12 protein-coding genes are annotated in these 15,877 nt (G+C 72.6%); 7 read left to right on the plus strand and 5 right to left on the minus strand.

Annotated features, from left to right (window positions below; genetic code table 11):
- Positions 1-2: 2 nt before the first annotated feature.
- The 4 genes from JI751_RS13555 to JI751_RS13570 are packed head-to-tail and all read right to left on the minus strand — an operon-like array spanning position 3 to position 4,134.
- Positions 3-1,208 carry an ABC transporter permease gene (locus JI751_RS13555; RefSeq protein WP_201937483.1) on the minus strand — a complete coding sequence of 402 codons (1,206 nt, stop codon included), beginning with the start codon at positions 1,206-1,208 and terminating at the stop codon, positions 3-5.
- On the minus strand, positions 1,205-2,086 hold the full coding sequence (locus JI751_RS13560) for an ABC transporter ATP-binding protein (protein ID WP_201937492.1): 882 nt from the start codon (positions 2,084-2,086) through the stop codon (positions 1,205-1,207). The genes JI751_RS13555 and JI751_RS13560 overlap by 4 nt, the downstream gene beginning before the upstream one ends.
- A 51-nt stretch (positions 2,087-2,137) precedes the next feature.
- Positions 2,138-2,809 carry a response regulator gene (locus JI751_RS13565; RefSeq protein ID WP_201937494.1) on the minus strand — a complete coding sequence of 224 codons (672 nt, stop codon included), beginning with the start codon at positions 2,807-2,809 and terminating at the stop codon, positions 2,138-2,140.
- A complete protein-coding gene (locus JI751_RS13570; protein WP_201937496.1) occupies positions 2,806-4,134 on the minus strand; it encodes a sensor histidine kinase in 1,329 nt (442 codons plus the stop codon). The genes JI751_RS13565 and JI751_RS13570 overlap by 4 nt, the downstream gene beginning before the upstream one ends.
- A 70-nt stretch (positions 4,135-4,204) precedes the next feature.
- Between JI751_RS13570 and JI751_RS13575 the strand changes: the two genes are divergently transcribed.
- The gene (locus JI751_RS13575) at positions 4,205-4,906 is read left to right on the plus strand and encodes a hypothetical protein (RefSeq protein ID WP_201937498.1); all 702 of its coding nucleotides are present in this window, start codon (positions 4,205-4,207) and stop codon (positions 4,904-4,906) included.
- Between the two features lie 58 nt (positions 4,907-4,964).
- On the opposite strand, the gene JI751_RS13580 is transcribed toward JI751_RS13575, so the two are convergent.
- Positions 4,965-6,161, minus strand: coding sequence for an acyl-CoA dehydrogenase family protein (locus JI751_RS13580; RefSeq protein WP_201937507.1), 1,197 nt, complete (start codon positions 6,159-6,161; stop codon positions 4,965-4,967).
- 64 nt (positions 6,162-6,225) lie between these two features.
- On the opposite strand from JI751_RS13580, the gene JI751_RS13585 reads away from it, so the two are divergent.
- From JI751_RS13585 to JI751_RS13610, 6 genes are all read left to right on the plus strand, one after another.
- Entirely contained in the window at positions 6,226-7,632 is a 1,407-nt protein-coding gene (locus tag JI751_RS13585; protein ID WP_201937515.1) for an alkaline phosphatase, read from the plus strand.
- 112 nt (positions 7,633-7,744) lie between these two features.
- Positions 7,745-8,761, plus strand: coding sequence for an iron ABC transporter substrate-binding protein (locus JI751_RS13590; protein ID WP_307814215.1), 1,017 nt, complete (start codon positions 7,745-7,747; stop codon positions 8,759-8,761).
- Positions 8,762-8,865: 104 nt separating this feature from the next.
- A complete protein-coding gene (locus tag JI751_RS13595) occupies positions 8,866-10,341 on the plus strand; it encodes an ABC transporter permease (RefSeq protein WP_201937517.1) in 1,476 nt (491 codons plus the stop codon).
- A gap of 61 nt (positions 10,342-10,402) precedes the next feature.
- On the plus strand, positions 10,403-11,452 hold the full coding sequence (locus JI751_RS13600) for an ABC transporter ATP-binding protein (protein WP_201937519.1): 1,050 nt from the start codon (positions 10,403-10,405) through the stop codon (positions 11,450-11,452).
- Positions 11,449-13,974 (plus strand): AMP-binding protein, encoded by a 2,526-nt coding sequence (locus JI751_RS13605; protein WP_201937534.1) that lies wholly within the window; start codon positions 11,449-11,451, stop codon positions 13,972-13,974. The genes JI751_RS13600 and JI751_RS13605 overlap by 4 nt, the downstream gene beginning before the upstream one ends.
- A gap of 65 nt (positions 13,975-14,039) precedes the next feature.
- Complete coding sequence (locus JI751_RS13610; RefSeq protein ID WP_307814216.1) at positions 14,040-15,827, plus strand: acetyl/propionyl/methylcrotonyl-CoA carboxylase subunit alpha; 1,788 nt, start codon at positions 14,040-14,042, stop codon at positions 15,825-15,827.
- The last annotated feature ends 50 nt before the right edge of the window (positions 15,828-15,877 follow it).

Consider the following 15,877-nt stretch of genomic DNA (forward strand, 5'->3'; position numbering starts at 1 on the left):
GATCACTCCGCCGCGGACCACGCCTGGCGCAGCGACACCCGGCCGCCGGTCTGCAGCAGGGCTCGACGGTAGAGCTTCTCCCCCACCCACACGGTGACCGCGGCGAAGGCGGCGAGCAGCCCGAGCGCGACGAGCGGCTCCCACCACTCCACCCCACCCGCGAGGATCCGCTTCGGCATCACGACCGCCGAGACCGGCGGGATGAAGGACGCGATGACCTGCGCCCGACCGTCGAGCGACAGGCCGCCGAAGAACATCACGAGCATCAGCATCGTCAGCGGGGTCGACGTCGCCTGGAGGTCCTCGGTGCGCGAGGCCAGCGAGCCCGCGACGGCCCAGAGGCAGGCGAGCGCGACGAACCCGGCGAGGAAGAAGCCGATGAACCACGCCGTCGGCCCGGAGAGCGCCGGCAGGTAGGACTTGTAGGAGGTGAACGACATCCCGACCAGCCCCACGACGAGGTAGACGAGCAGCTGGATGACGGCGAGCGCGGTGTTGCCGAGCACCTTGCCGGCGAGCAGGTGCCGCAGCGGGATCGCGGCCGCGATGATCTCGACGATGCGGCTCTGCTTCTCCTCGATCACCGACGACGCGAGCTGCATGCCGAAGATGAGGGCCGCGAAGTAGAACAGGAAGACGAAGGCGAACCCCACGACCTCCGCGACGGCGGCCTTCTCGGCGTCCCCGCGGAGGAAGTTCGTGCTGACGCTGCTGCCGGCCTCGAGCGCGTCGACGGTCGTGCCGGCGCCCGCCGCGTTGTCGGCCAGCACCTGCTGGCGTACGACGACCTGCGCCGCGTCGGTCAGCGACTCCTGCTCGCTCGACTCGGACGTCAGCTGCCACCCGTCGTCGCCCGGGTGCAGCCAGGCGTCGACCTCGTCGTCGCGCAGCGCCGTCTCGGCGGCCGTGTCGTCGGCCAGCTCGACCACCTCGACCTCGAGCCGGTCGTCGACCTGCGAGGCGTTGTCCGCGATCGCCGTCGCCATCGCGACGGCGTCCGGGGTGGCGCCGAGCGTGGCGGTCTCGGTCTTCTCGTCCTGCCAGGCGGTGAACCCGAGGAAGCCCACGATCATCACGACCATCAGCAGCGTCCCGATGAGGAAGGACTTGTCGGTGATGCGGGAGACGACCTCGCGACGCGTGACCAGCAGCCAGGCGGGCTCGGTGTTCCTGACCGCATTCCTGTCGGTGTTCTTCTCGGTGTTCATGCGGTGGCCTCCCGGTAGATCTCGCTGAGCGCCGGGCGGACCCGGACGAACTCGTGGACGGCGCCGCGGCGCGTGGCCTCGGCGACCAGCTGCTGCTCGGCGCCGTCGGTGGCGACCTCGACCAGCGCGGTGGTGCCGTCGAGGTCGAGGACGTCGAGCCCCGCCTGGTCGCGCACCCAACCGGCGTCGCCGCCGAGGACGAGGCGGAAGCGCGGCACCCCCGCGTCGCGCAGCTCCGCCACCGTCCCGGCGGCGACCCGGCGGCCGTTGGCCAGCACGACAAGGCGGTCGCACAGGCGCTCCACCAGGTCGAGCTGGTGGCTGGAGAAGAGGACCGGGATCCCGTCGCGGGTGTACTCCCGGAGCAGGTCGACCATCGAGTCGACGGCGACCGGGTCGAGGCCGGAGAAGGGCTCGTCGAGGACGAGCGCGGCCGGCTTCGGCAGCACGGAGGCGATGATCTGCACGCGCTGCTGGTTGCCCAGCGACAGCTTCTCGAGGTGGTCCTTGGTCCGCTCGCCGAGGCCGAAGCGCTCCAGCAGCTCCTGCACCTGCGTCCGCGCCTCGACCCGCCCCATGCCCTTGAGCTGGGCGACGTACACGAGCTGGTCGAGGATCGGCTGCTTCGGGTACAGGCCGCGCTCCTCCGGCATGTAGCCGAAGGTGCGGCGGTCCAGCCGCGTGATCGGGCTGCCCCGCCACAGCACCTCCCCGCCGTTGATGCCGAGCACGCCCATGACCATCCGCATGGTCGTGGTCTTGCCGGCGCCGTTGGCACCGACGAAGCCGGTCATCTGACCGGCCGGCACCTCGAACGACACGTGGTCCACGGCGGTGGTGTCACCGAACCGTCTGGTCAGCTCCCGGATCTCCAGCATGCCTCGACGCTAGGGGGCCCGTGCGCCGAGCGGATCCGTCGTGCGGATGGATCACTCCTCCGCCGGGAGGATGAGTCCGGCCTCGTAGGCGTAGATCACGGCCTGCACGCGGTCGCGCAGGTGCAGCTTGGCGAGCACGTTGGAGACGTGCGTCTTGACCGTCGCCTCGCCGAGGACGAGGTCGGCGGCGATCTCGGCGTTGGACAGCCCGCGTCCGAGCAGCACCAGGACCTCCCGCTCGCGGGCGGTCAGGTGCGCGAGCCCGGCCGGCTCGGGGCGCTCGGCGCGGTCGGCGGCCTCGCCGGCCATCCGGCCGATCACGCGCCGGGTCACCTCCGGCGCGAGCAGCGCGTGACCGCGCCCGGCAGCGCGTACGGCGTCGAGCAGCTGCTCCGGACCGGCGTTCTTCAGCAGGAACCCGCTGGCACCTGCCTGGAGGGCGTCGAAGAGGTAGTCGTCGCGGTCGAAGGTCGTCACGATCACGACGTGCCCGAGGTCGTCGGCGACGAGGTGGCGGGTGGCCTCGATGCCGTCCATCCGCGGCATCTGGACGTCCATCAGCACGACGTCGGGGCGGGTCGCACGCGCCTGCTCGATCGCCTCGAGCCCGTCAGCGGCCTCGCCGACGACCTCGATGTCGTCCTCGACCGAGAGCACCATCGCGAAGCCGGAGCGCACCATCGCGTGGTCGTCGACGAGCAGCACCCGGAGCCTGTCCGTCACGAGGAGGCCCCCAGGGGGTAGCGGACCCGCACCCGGTAGCCGCCGGTGACGCGGGGGCCGATGTCCACCTGGCCCTCGTGCGTCGCGGCGCGCTCGCGGATGCCGAGCTGGCCGAGCCCGCTGCCGGACGTGCCGTGGCGGGGACGGCCGTTGTCGACCACCTCGACCTCGGCGTACGCGTGCTCGTCCACCCGTACGACGACGGAGACGGTGTCGGCGGTCGAGTGGCGGCGGACGTTGGTGAGGGCCTCCTGGACGGTCCGGAACACCGCGAGGCCGATGCCGCGAGGCAGCCGGGAGGCGGCACCGTCCTGCTCCTCGACCACGTCAAGGCTCACGGTTAGGCCCTGACCGTGCACCTCGGCGACCAGGCGCGGGATGTCGTCGATGCCGGCGTCGGTCGTACGCGCGCCGCTGCCGTCGTCGGCTCCCTCACCGCCGCCCTCCCTCAGCGTGCCCAGCAGTCGTCGCATCTGCGTGACCGCGTCGCGGGAGGCCTCCTCGACGTGGGAGAGGGCCGTCCGCGCGGCGTCGGGGTCGCGGTCGAGCACGCGTCGTGCGGCTCCGGCCTGGATGCCCATCGCCGAGACCCCGTGGGCGACGACGTCGTGCAGGTCGCGGGCGATCCGCAGGCGCTCGTCGACGACCGCCTGCTCGCGCAGCCGGCCGGCCTGGCCGGCGATGGTGAGCGCCTGGTCCTCGAGGCGGGCACGCTGGCGGGCGGCCCGCCACGAGACGCCGCCACCCGCGATGGCGCCGCCGAAGTAGATCGCGTTGATCAGCAGGGTGATGGTGATGGCGGCCGGGATCGGCGCGAAGACGCCGGTCGTCTCGCTCAGGTCCTCCTCGTCGAGCCACTCCTGGACGGCCGATCCGAGGGCGAACTGCCACGTCAGCCAGGCGAACATGAACAGCACGATCGAGCACACGACCAGCGCCATGGCGCGCCGGTCGCGCGCCCACGCGACGCCGGAGAGCAGGGCGACGAAGTAGATGATCTGCAGCGACAGCTGGCCCATGACCTCGGGCATCGTCACGCCCGCCACGAACATGTGCAGCGCCGCCAGCAGCGCGATCGTCAACGGCCACCGCCGCCGGCCGAGGAGCAGCACGGCACCAGTCGACACGGCGAACCACTCGGTCCACACCGGGACGTCCGTGTTCTCCAGCCCGCCCGAGCTGCGCACCAGCTCCAGCGCCAGCAGGCTGACCGCCTCGACACCGGCGGCGAGCACCACGTCCTGCCGCCCGATCGCGGGCCGCGGCCGCTCCCACGGGTCGTCCACGCCGAACCACGTCAGCACGCGCTCGATCAGGGACGGCATGCGCCGAGGGTAGAGCGCCGCTCCCCCGTCCGGATCCGTCGGGAGGTGGAGATGCCGCTACCGTCCCGGCATGGCCACCGCCGTGACGCCGGACGACCTCGACTGGGTCGCGGACGCGTTACGGCGCCGCCGTGAGGCGCTGGTGCCGCACGCGCCGGTCTTCTGGCGACCGGCACCCGACGCGGACGCCCGCCACCGGTCGTACCTCCATCACCTCCTCACCGACGGTGGCGCCCGGGCCTGGCGTACGTCCGCCTCGGTGCTGATCGCGGCGCCGGCGCGCGAGGGGTGGCTCGTCGACGACTTCGCATGCGTGGAGGACGGGATCGAGCTCTGGAACGCCTTCGCCACCGCGTGCGCGGGTGACGAGGTCCGGTTCGTGGCCCCGACCTACGAGACCGCGAGGGCCGCGCACGCGGCAACCGCCGGGTTGGAGATCGCCGAGTCGTGGTGGCTGCGCGAGCTCGACGGCTCCGGCGGCGGCACGCCGGGAGTCGAGGTCGACCTGCCGGGAGCGGACGCAGCGACCGTGGCCGCACCGCCGGTCTACGCCCCGCCGGGGCCGATGCTGTTCCTGCCGAGCGTGACCGACGGGGCCGCCCTGCCGGACGCGGTGGACCGGGCTCCCACCCTCGGCTGTGCCGGCGTGGTGGTGAGCCAGCGGGCCGGCGACCAGCTCGACGCAGCCCTTGGCGACGCTGGCTTCCGCCGCCACTGCGACTTCTTCGAGGGCGTGGTCCGGGCGATCGACGGTGGAGCCAGGAGCCGGTAGGTCGGGCCGCGGGCTCCACTGTCCGGCTGCCGGGCTCCCTCCACCCAGCGAGTGGGCCTCACTCGACCGGCAGGCCGAGCCCCCGCGCGATGAGCATCCGCTGGACCTCGGAGGTCCCCTCGCCGATCTCGAGCACCTTGGCGTCGCGGTAGAACCGGACGACGGGGTACTCCTCCATGAAGCCGTAGCCGCCGAAGACCTGCGTGGCGATGCGGGTCGCGGTGACGGCGGACTCGGTCGTGTAGAGCTTGGCGACGGCGGCGGCCTGCTTGAAGGCGGCCATCGAGACCTGGTGCCCGGCGTCCATCGCGTCCTTCATCGCGGCCGCCTTGTAGGTCAGCAGGCGCGAGGCGTCGAGCATCACCTGGAGGTCGGAGACCTGGAAGGCGAGGCCCTGCTTGCGGCCGATGGGGCCGCCGAAGGTCTGGCGCTCGCCGGCGTACTGCAGGGACATGTCGAGGCAGGCCTGGATGCAGCCCACCGCGAGGGCGGCGATGGCGACGCGACCGTCGTCGAGGGTCGCGAGGAACTGGGCGTAGCCGCGGCCGCGCTCGCCGAGCAGGTTGGCCTCGGGGACGCGGGCGTCCTCGAACGACAGCGGGTGCGTGTCGGAGGCGTGCCAGCCGAGCTTGTCGTAGGCCTTCTCGGCGGTGAAGCCGGGCGTGTCCGACGGCACGATGATCGTGGAAATCTCCGGGCGACCGTCCTCGCGCTCGCCGGTGCGGGCGGTGACGGTGACCAGCGAGGTGATCGACGAGCCCGAGTTGGTGATGAACTGCTTGGCGCCGTTGACGACCCACTCGCCGTCGTCGAGGACGGCCTTGGTCCTGGTCGCGCCGGCGTCGGAGCCGGCACCGGGCTCGGTGAGGCCGAAGCCGGCGATCTTCTCGCCGGCGACGAGGGCGGGGAGCCACTCCGCCTTCTGCTCGTCGGTGCCGTAGGTGAGGATCGGGTTGATGCCGAGGCCGACCGCGGCCTCGAGCGTGATGCCCATCGACTGGTCGACGCGGCCGATCTCCTCGATCGCCAGGCACAGCGACGTGAAGCCGCCGTCCTCGCCGGCCATCCCGGCTCCGCCGAACTCCTCCGGCGCGGTGAGCCCCATCAGGCCGAGCTGGCCCATCTGGTGCACGACGTCGGTCGGGAAGTGGTGCTCGCGGTCCCACTGCGCGGCGTGCGGCGCGATCTCCTTCTCGGCGAAGTCGCGGACGCTGCGGCGGAACTGCTCGTGCTCGGGGGACAGCTCGAAGGTCATGGACCGAGACTAGCGCCACAGGTTAGCGATCGCTAACCATGCGTGGACGTCGTACCCTCGCGCGGTGAAGCGGCTCCCCCTCGTCACCCTCGCGGTCGGCACGGCACTCGGCCTCGCCGTCGGCGTGGCCGGGACGCTGGCGTACGACGCCTCGCCCGACGACACGGACGCACCGACGACCGGACCGACCGACGGACCGACGACGCAGCCGTCCGCCGAGCCGGGCCAGGCGGCGCCGCGGAGCGTGATCCTCCTGATCGGCGACGGCATGGACGACTCGATGATCACCGCCGCCCGCAACTACTCCGTCGGCGCGGCCGGGCGCCTCGTGCTGGACGGGCTGCCGGCGACGGGCGCGATGACGACGTACGGCCTGGTGCCGGGGCCGGGCCCGGACCACGCGATCGACTACGTGTCGGACTCGGCGGCCACCGCGAGCGGGTTCTCCACCGGCGTGAAGACCATCGACGGCCGCATCTCGCAGGGACCGTCGGACGCGACGGTCGTCCCCGGCGAGGACCACGAGACCGTGCTCGAGGCCTTCGCGCGGGCCGGCAAGCGGACCGGCAACGTCTCGACCGCCGACATCACCGACGCCACCCCGGCCGCCGCCGCGACCCACGTCAACGACCGGACCTGCCAGGACCCGACCACGATGTCCGCCTGCCCCGCGGCGCTGAAGTCGGCCGGCGGTCGCGGATCGATCGCCGAGCAGCTCCTCGACGCGGGAGTCGACCTCCTGCTCGGCGGGGGTCAGCAGCGGTTCGACCGGGCGCTGGAGGACGGATCGGCGAGCCTGCTCGACCACGCCACGACGGACCGCGGCTACCGGTCCGTGCGGACGGCTGACGAGCTCGCCGCCGTCGACGACCTCGCCGGTGGCCGGCTGCTGGGGCTGTTCGCCCCGGTCCACCTGACCCGGAAGTACGCCCCGCTCGAGGCGCGGCCCGGCGGCGCCACCACCGCCGACGGCCGGTGCGTCGAGCAGGACCGAGGGACCGAGCCGACGGTCGCCCAGATGACGTCGACCGCCCTCGACCTCCTCGATGACCCCGATGGCTTCTTCCTCCAGGTCGAGGCCGCCAGCGTCGACAAGGCCGAGCACGAGCGCGACATCTGCGGGGCGATCGGCGAGCTCGAGGACCTCGACGAGGCGGTGGAGACAGCGCTCGACTACCAGGGCGAGCACCCCGACACGCTCGTCGTCGTCACCGGCGACCACGCCCACTCGACGCAGATCGTCATGGACGACAAGGGCGGCATCGACACCGCCACGGTCACCACCGCCGACGGCGACCCGATGACCGTCGCCTACTCCACGGCGTACCGCGAAGCCACCGACGGCAAGGAACGAGGCAAGGCCACCCACACGGGCACCCAGATCCGCGTCGCCGCGATCGGACCGGGGGCCGAGCGGGTCACCGGCGTCATCGACCAGACCGAGCTCCACGCGATCATGCTGGGCCAGTGAAGGACGCGAGTGAGGGACGCGGGTGAGGGGTGCACCACACACGATTGCCACACCCCCGCGACTCGGGTCTAAGGTGAGGCAACCCTAAGCAACTCGTGAAGGACCCACCCCCGTGACGTTTCGTACCCGCCGGATCCCGGTCGCGCTCGCCGCGACCCTCCTCACCGCCTCGACCCTGTCGGGCTGCGGCGTCTTCGGGTCGCCGGACCTGGTGATCTACAACGCGCAGCACGAGCAGCTGCTCGACGAGATCATCCCGATGTTCGAGGAGGAGTCGGGCCTCGACGTCGAGCTGCGCAGCGGCAAGGACCTCGAGTTCGCCAACCAGATCGTCGAGGAGGGCACGGACTCCCCCGCCGACGTGTTCCTCACCGAGAACTCGCCCGCGATGAGCATCGTCGACAACGCCGGCCTCTTCGCCGAGCTGCCCGAGTCCGCCACCGCGAGCATCCCGGAGCAGTACGTCCCGGCCGACCGGAAGTGGACCGGCTTCCTGGCCCGCTCGACCGTCGCGATGTACAACACCGACTCGATGACCGAGGCCGACATGCCGGCCTCGATCATGGACTTCGCCGAGCCGGAGTGGAAGGGCCGCGTCGCCTTCTCCCCCACCGGTGCGGACTTCCAGGCCATCGTCTCCGCCGTCCTCGCGCTCGAGGGCGAGGAGGCCACCGCCGCGTGGCTGCAGGGCCTCAAGGACAACGGCGTCATCGTGCAGAACAACCTCGTCGTCATGCAGTCCGTCGACTCCGGCGAGGTCGACGCCGGGATCGCCTACAGCTACTACTGGTACCGCGACCGCCAGGAGAACGGCACCGACTCCGACAGCTCGGCGCTGCACTTCTTCGGCAACCAGGACCCCGGCGCGTTCCTCAGCGTCTCCGGCGCCGGCATCCTCGCCAGCAGCGAGCACCAGGCGGCGGCCGAGGAGTTCGTCACCTGGCTCACCGGCACCGAGGCGCAGCAGGCGATGGCGGAGTCGTACGCCCTCGAGTACCCGCTCAACCCCGACGCCGCGCTCAACCCGGACGTGAAGCCGTTCGACGAGCTCGAACCGCCGGAGGTCGACGTCGCCAGCCTCAACGGACCCCAGGTCACCGACCTGATGACCGCGGCAGGGCTGCTCTGACCACGACCGGCCTCGGGACGAGGGCCACCACTTCGATCGTCACAGGCCGACGTACGCCGCCCCTGCTGCTCGCGGCCGGGGCGGTCGTCGCCCTCCTGGCGCTGGTGCCGCTGGCCTATGTCGCGACCTACGTCGTCGTGATCGGACCGGTCGAGCTGTGGCAGCTCGTCGTGCGACCGCGCATCGTCGAGCTGCTGCGCAACACCGTCACCCTGGCCGCGGCGTGCATGGCGGCGACCGCCGTGCTCGGCGTCGCGCTCGCCTTCCTCGTCGAGCGCACCGACCTGCCGGGCCGCCGGGCCTGGCACGGCCTGCTGGTGGCACCGCTCGCCGTCCCGGCCTTCGTCAACGGCTACGCGTGGGTCTCGCTCGACCGCAGCGTGCACGGCTTCGCCGGCGCCTTCGGCGTGGTGACGCTGTCCTACTACCCGCTGGTCTACCTTCCCGTCGTCGCGATGCTGCGGCGCCTCGACCCGGCGCTCGAGGAGTCGGCCTGGTCGCTCGGCCACTCCCGTGCGCGCACGTTCCGCACCGTCCTCCTGCCCCAGCTGCGGCCCGCCCTCCTCGGTGGCGCCCTGCTGGTGGGCCTGCACCTGCTGGCCGAGTTCGGCGCGCTGTCGCTACTGCGCTTCCCGACCTTCACGACCGCGATCTACGACCAGTACGGCTCGACCTTCAACGGCGCCGCGGCCACCGCGGTGGCCGGCGTGCTGGTCCTGCTGTGCCTCGTGCTGCTGCTGGCCGACCTGCGGCTGCGCGGCGACCGGCGCTACGCCCGGGTGGGTCGGGGCGCCGCGCGCAACGTCGTGCCCCTCGCCCTCGGCCCGTGGCGCGCACCCGCGCTCGCCGCCGTCGGCGCGGTCGTCGCCCTCGCCGTCGGGGTCCCGGCGTTCTCGCTCGTCCGGTGGCTCGCGATCGGCACCTCGACACAGTTCCCGGTGGCCGAGCTGACCGAGGCACTGGTCGCCACCGTCGTGCTCGCGCTGGCGGGCGCGGTCGTGACCACGCTGGCCGCGATCCCCGTCGTGTGGCTGGCCGTACGCCACCGCGGGCGGCTGTCCACGCTGATCGAGCGCAGCACCTACGTCGCCAACGCGCTGCCCGGCATCGTCGTCGGCCTGGCCCTCGTGGTGGCGTCGCTGCGGCTGGTGCCGGTCGTCTACCAGACCGCGACCCTCCTCGTGGCGGCGTACGCCATCCTCTTCCTGCCGCGGGCCGTGGTGACCGTGCGTGCCGGGCTGGAGCAGGCGCCGGTGGTGCTCGACGAGGTCGCGCAGAGCCTCGGCGTGGGGCCGCTCGCCACCGCCCGCCGGGTCACCCTGCCGCTGATCGCCCCCAGCCTCGGGGCCGGTGCCGCCCTGGTCTTCCTCGCGATCTCGACCGAGCTGACCGCGACCCTGATGCTCTCCCCGATCGGCACCCGCACGCTGGCCACCGAGTTCTGGTCGGCGTCCTCGGAGCTCCGCTACGGCGCCGCCGCGCCCTACGCCCTGCTGCTGGTGCTCGTCTCCATCCCCGCGACGGTGCTGCTGATGCGCACCGACAGCCCCGCCGCCCAGACCGAGCAGGTGCCTGCATGAACACCCCACGACGTTCTTCTCCTCCGCTTCGCTCCCCCGAACAACACCGCGGGGACCCCGCATGAGCTCGCTGACCGTCACCGGGGTCACCAAGTCCTTCGGCGCCACCCGCGCCGTCGACGACGTGACGCTCCACGTCCGGCACGGCTCGTTCACGACCGTCCTCGGGCCGTCGGGCTGCGGCAAGACCACCCTGCTCCGGCTCATCGCCGGCTTCCTCGTGCCGGAGTCGGGCAGCATCGCCTTCGGCGACACCGTCGTGGCCGGCGACGGCACCCGCCCGATGCCACCGCAGACGCGGCGCGTCGGCTACGTCCCGCAGGAGGGCGCGCTCTTCCCGCACCTCGACGTCGCCGCCAACATCGCGTTCGGGCTCGAGAAGAGCGCGCGCGGCTCCGACCGGACCGACGACCGGGTGGCGGAGATGCTCGACCTCGTCGAGCTGCCCGCCGACTTCCGCCACCGCCGACCCGACGAGCTCTCCGGCGGTCAGCAGCAGCGGGTGGCGCTGGCGCGCTCGCTCGCCCCCCAGCCGGCACTCGTGCTGCTCGACGAGCCGTTCTCCTCCCTCGACGCCAGCCTGCGCGGCAGCACGTCGCGGGCCGTACGCCGTGCCCTCGAGGCCAGCAACACCACGGCCGTGCTCGTCACCCACGACCAAAACGAGGCCCTGTCCCTGGCCGACGAGGTCGCCGTGATGCGCGCCGGCCGGCTCGTCCAGTCGGCCACCCCGAGCCAGGTCTACCTCTCGCCGAGCGACCCCGAGGTCGCCGAGTTCGTCGGCCGCGCGGTCGTCCTGCCGGGCACCGCGTCCCGGGCGCGCGCGACCTGTGCGCTCGGAGAGGTCGTGCTGACCGAGCCCGCCGAGGGCGAGGTCGCGCTGATGATCCGGCCCGAGCAGGTCTACGTCGACCTGACGCACGACGACGGCGTCCGCGGCGCGGTCGAGGAGGTCAGCTACTACGGCCACGACTGCGCCGTGCAGGTGCGCCTCGACGACGGCACCTCGGTGCTGTCGCGGATGTCCGGCGTCCGCCACCCGAGCCCCGGTGACATCGTCCACCTGCGCGTGACCGGACTGGTCCGCGCCTACCGGCCGGCGGCGCCGTGACCCTCACGCCGCACCGCACCACCCGCACCACGCCCGTCCTCGACCACGCCCGGTTCGGCGACGCACCCGCGGTGCTCGCCGGCGACCTGACGCTCAGCCACGCCGCGCTCGACCGCCTCGTCGCCGATCGCGCCCGTGCGTGGGGACCCGAGCGACGGCTGGTGCTCGTCGAGGCGGCCAACGACCTCGACTCGGTCGTCGCCTACCTCGCCGCCCTCCAGCACGGCCACGTCGCCCTCGTCGTGCCCGACGGCCGCGCCGCCCAGCGCCATGCGCTCGTCACCGCCTACGACCCGGACATCGTGTGCCTCGCCGACGAGCCCGACGACGTACGCCGGCCGGCGAGCGCGCACGACCTCCACCCCGACCTCGCGCTCCTGCTCAGCACCTCCGGGACCACCGGGTCGCCCAAGCTCGTCCGGCTCTCGCACGACAACGTCGCCAGCAACGCCGCGGCGATCGCCGACTACCTCGCGCTGACGCCCGCCGACCGCGCGATCACCGCGCTGCCGCTGCACTACTGCTACGGCCTGTCGGTCCTCCACTCGCACCTCGTCGCGGGCGCGAGCGTCGTGCTGACCGGGCTCAGTGTCGTCGACGAGTGCTTCTGGGACCTCCTCGCCCGCGTCGGCGCGACCACGCTGGCCGGGGTCCCGCACACCTTCGACCTGCTCGCCGCCAGCGGCTTCGAGGCGCGCGACCTGCCCACACTTCGCCAGGTGACCCAGGCCGGCGGCCGCCTCGACCCCGACGCCGTACGCCGCTGGAGCCGCTTCGGCCGCGACCACGGCTGGGACCTCGTCGTGATGTACGGCGCCACCGAGGCGACCGCGCGGATGGCCTACCTCCCGCCGCACCTCACCACAGACCACCCCGCCGCGATCGGTGTAGCCATTCCGGGGGGACGGCTACGCCTCGACGAGGGTGTGGACGGAAGGGCCGGAGTGGGCGAGCTCGTCTACTCCGGCCCCAACGTCATGCTCGGCTACGCCGACTCCCCCGCGGACCTCGGCCGGGCACGCGACGTCGACGAGCTGCGGACCGGCGACCTCGCCCGTGAGGTCGACGGGCTGTTCGAGGTCGTCGGCCGGATCGCCCGGCGCGGCAAGGTCTTCGGCCTGCGCCTCGACCTCGACGACCTCGAGCGTCGCCTCCAGGCTGAGGTCGACCCGCGGGCTCGCGTCGTCGCGACCGATCGCCACGTCCACGTCTTCCTCACCTCCGGTCGCGGCAGCGCCGCGGCCCACGCCCTCACGACCGGCCACTGCGGCGTGCCCGACCACGCTGTGCGGGTGACTGTCCTCCCGCAGGTGCCGCTCACCGCCAACGGCAAGGTCGACTACGCCGGGTTGGGCGCCCTGGCCCGGCAGGCCGAGGAGCCGTCGGCCGCCGTCGACAGCTCCGTGCGTGCGGCCTACGTCCGGGTGCTCGGGCGCCCCGACGCCCGCGACTCCGACTCCTTCGTCGACCTCGGCGGCGACTCGCTGTCCTACGTCGAGCTCGCCACCCGGCTCGGTGAGGCGCTCGGCGGCGCGCTGCCCGCCGGCTGGCACACCCGCAGCATCGGCGAGCTCGAGCGGCTCGCGGCCACGGACGGCACGACCACGGTCGAGCCGGGCCGCTGGGCGCGCCTCGACACGACGGTCGCCCTGCGCGCGCTCGCGATCCTCTTCGTCGTCGCCAGCCACGTCGACCTGATCGCGCTCGAGGGCGGCGCCCACCTGCTGCTCGCCCTGGCCGGCTTCAACTTCGCGCGCTTCCAGCTCTCCGCGGCGGGTGACGCCCGTACGCGCCTGCGCCACGGCCTCTCCGGACTGGCCCAGCTCCTCGTCCCGTCCATGCTCTGGGTCGGTGCCGTCGCGCTCGTGCTCGGCAGCTACGACCTGACCACGGCGCTGTTCGTCCGCGAGTTCCTCAACAGCTCCGAGTGGGACGACCAGTGGCAGCTGTGGTTCCTCGAGTCGCTCGTGTGGATCACGGCGGCGGCCCTCGCGCTCACCTGCCTGCCACGCCTGCACGACCTGGAACGTCGTACGCCGTTCCGCTTCGCGCTCGTGCTGCTCGCCGTCACCGCCGCGGCCCGCTTCGCCGACGTCGGCTGGCGCGCCGGTCCCACCCAGCGCTACACGACCCTCGTGGTCGCCTTCGTCTTCGTGCTCGGCTGGCTCGGCGCCCGCGCCGACACGACGCGTCGACGCGTGATCGTCTCGGTCCTCGCCGCCGCGCTGCTCGTCGGCTTCTTCGGGCAGGTGCACCGCGAGGCGATCGTGCTCGGTGGATTCCTGGCGATGCTGTGGCTGCCGCACGTCTCCGTGCCGGCGTGGGTGGCCCGCGCCGCCGGCGTGCTCGCCGGAGCCAGCCTGTTCATCTACCTCACGCACTGGCAGGTCTACCCGGCGCTCGAGGACGCGGGCCACCAGTGGCTGGCGCTCGCGGCCTCGCTCGTCGTCGGCATCGCCTACGGACGTGTCGTACGTCCCTTGCACAAGGCTGTCGGTCGCGCCGTGCTCGGCGCGCGGTAGCCTGCCGAGCGGTGCTTTTCCCGGCCAGCGCACATGGCCACCCTCGCCCGACCCAGGAGTCCCGCGTGAGCTTGAAGAAGGTCCTGATCGCCAACCGTGGCGAGATCGCCGTCCGCGTCATCCGTGCCTGCAAGGACGCCGGCATCGGCTCCGTGGCGGTCTACGCCGAGCCCGACCGCGACGCGCTCTTCGTCCGGCTCGCCGACGAGGCGCACTCGCTGGGTGGCGCGACGCCGGCCGACTCCTACCTCGACATCGCCAAGATCATCAAGGTCGCCACCGACACCGGCGCCGACTCGGTGCACCCCGGCTACGGCTTCCTCGCCGAGAACGCCGACTTCGCCCAGGCCGTCATCGACGCCGGGCTGATCTGGATCGGTCCCCCGCCCGCCGCCATCGAGGCCCTCGGCGACAAGGCCAAGGCCAAGCACATCGCCGACAAGGCCAACGCACCGCTGGCCCCGGGCACCAAGGACCCGGTCAAGGATGCCGACGAGGTCGTCGCGTTCGCCGAGGCCAACGGCCTCCCGGTCGCGATCAAGGCCGTCTTCGGCGGCGGCGGGCGCGGCCTCAAGGTCGCCCGCACGATCGAGGAGATCCCCGACGCCTACGAGTCCGCGGTCCGCGAGGCGGTGACCGCCTTCGGCCGCGGCGAGTGCCTGGTCGAGAAGTTCCTCGACAAGCCGCGCCACGTCGAGACCCAGTGCCTCGCCGACCAGCACGGCAACGTCGTCGTGGTGAGCACCCGCGACTGCTCGCTCCAGCGCCGCAACCAGAAGCTCGTCGAGGAGGCGCCCGCGCCGTTCCTGAGCCAGGAGCAGCTCGACGAGCTCTACGAGTCGTCCAAGCGGATCCTCACCGAGGCCGGCTACTACGGCGCCGGCACGTGTGAGTTCCTCGTCGCCCAGGACGGCACGATCTCGTTCCTCGAGGTCAACACCCGCCTGCAGGTCGAGCACTGCGTCTCCGAGGAGGTCACCGGCATCGACCTGGTCCGCGAGATGTTCCGCATCGCCGCCGGCGAGGAGCTCGGCTACGGCGACCCGGAGATCCGCGGCCACTCCATCGAGTACCGCATCAACGCCGAGGACGGCGGGCGCAACTTCATGCCCGCGCCCGGCACGCTCTCCGCGTGGGCACCGCCCAGTGGTCCCGGCGTACGACTCGACGGGGGCTACGAGAACGGCGAGACCATCCCCGGCTCGTTCGACTCCCTCATCGCCAAGCTCATCGTCACCGGTACGACCCGCACGCAGGCGCTCGAGCGCTCCCGCCGCGCCCTCGACGAGTTCGTCGTCGACGGCATGCCGACGGTCATCCCGTTCCACCGCGCGGTCGTCTCCGACCCGGCCTACGTCGGTCCGTCCAACCCGTCCGGCGAGGGCGAGTTCACCGTCTACACGCAGTGGATCGAGACCGAGTTCAACAACCAGATCGAGCCCTACTCGGGTGACTCCGCGGAGGCCGAGGAGGCCGGCGAGCGGCAGAAGGTCACCGTCGAGGTCGGCGGCAAGCGCCTCGAGGTCGTCCTCCCGGCCGGGCTCGGCGGACTCCCCATCGGGGGAGCCGGCGGCACCGGGGGCGGCGCGAAGAAGGCCGGCAAGCGCTCCGCCAAGAAGGCCGGGGCCGCGGCCTCGGGCGACGCCGTCACCTCGCCCATGCAGGGCACCATCGTCAAGGTCTCCGTCGAGGAGGGCGCCGAGGTCGCCGAGGGCGACGTTATCGTCGTCATGGAGGCGATGAAGATGGAGCAGCCCCTCAAGGCCCACAAGGCCGGCACCGTCACCGGCCTCCAGGCCGAGGTCGGCGCCACCGTCACCAACGGTGCCGTGATCTGCGAGATCAAGGACTGAGCGTCCCGCCGGCGTCGGAGTCCCCACACGTGCGGGGACTCTGACACTCG

Origin of the sequence: Nocardioides baculatus (assembly GCF_016735675.1) — a bacterium.
In the GTDB taxonomy this organism is placed as follows: domain Bacteria; phylum Actinomycetota; class Actinomycetes; order Propionibacteriales; family Nocardioidaceae; genus Nocardioides; species Nocardioides baculatus.

Coding starts and splice junctions, on each gene's coding strand:
- JI751_RS13560 (WP_201937492.1), bottom strand. CDS start 2,086: ATGCTGGAGATCCGGGAGCTGACCAGACGGTTCGGTGACACCACCGCC.
- JI751_RS13570 (WP_201937496.1), bottom strand. CDS start 4,134: ATGCCGTCCCTGATCGAGCGCGTGCTGACGTGGTTCGGCGTGGACGAC.
- JI751_RS13580 (WP_201937507.1), bottom strand. CDS start 6,161: ATGACCTTCGAGCTGTCCCCCGAGCACGAGCAGTTCCGCCGCAGCGTC.
- JI751_RS13600 (WP_201937519.1), top strand. CDS start 10,403: ATGAGCTCGCTGACCGTCACCGGGGTCACCAAGTCCTTCGGCGCCACC.
- JI751_RS13575 (WP_201937498.1), top strand. CDS start 4,205: ATGGCCACCGCCGTGACGCCGGACGACCTCGACTGGGTCGCGGACGCG.
- JI751_RS13555 (WP_201937483.1), bottom strand. CDS start 1,208: ATGAACACCGAGAAGAACACCGACAGGAATGCGGTCAGGAACACCGAG.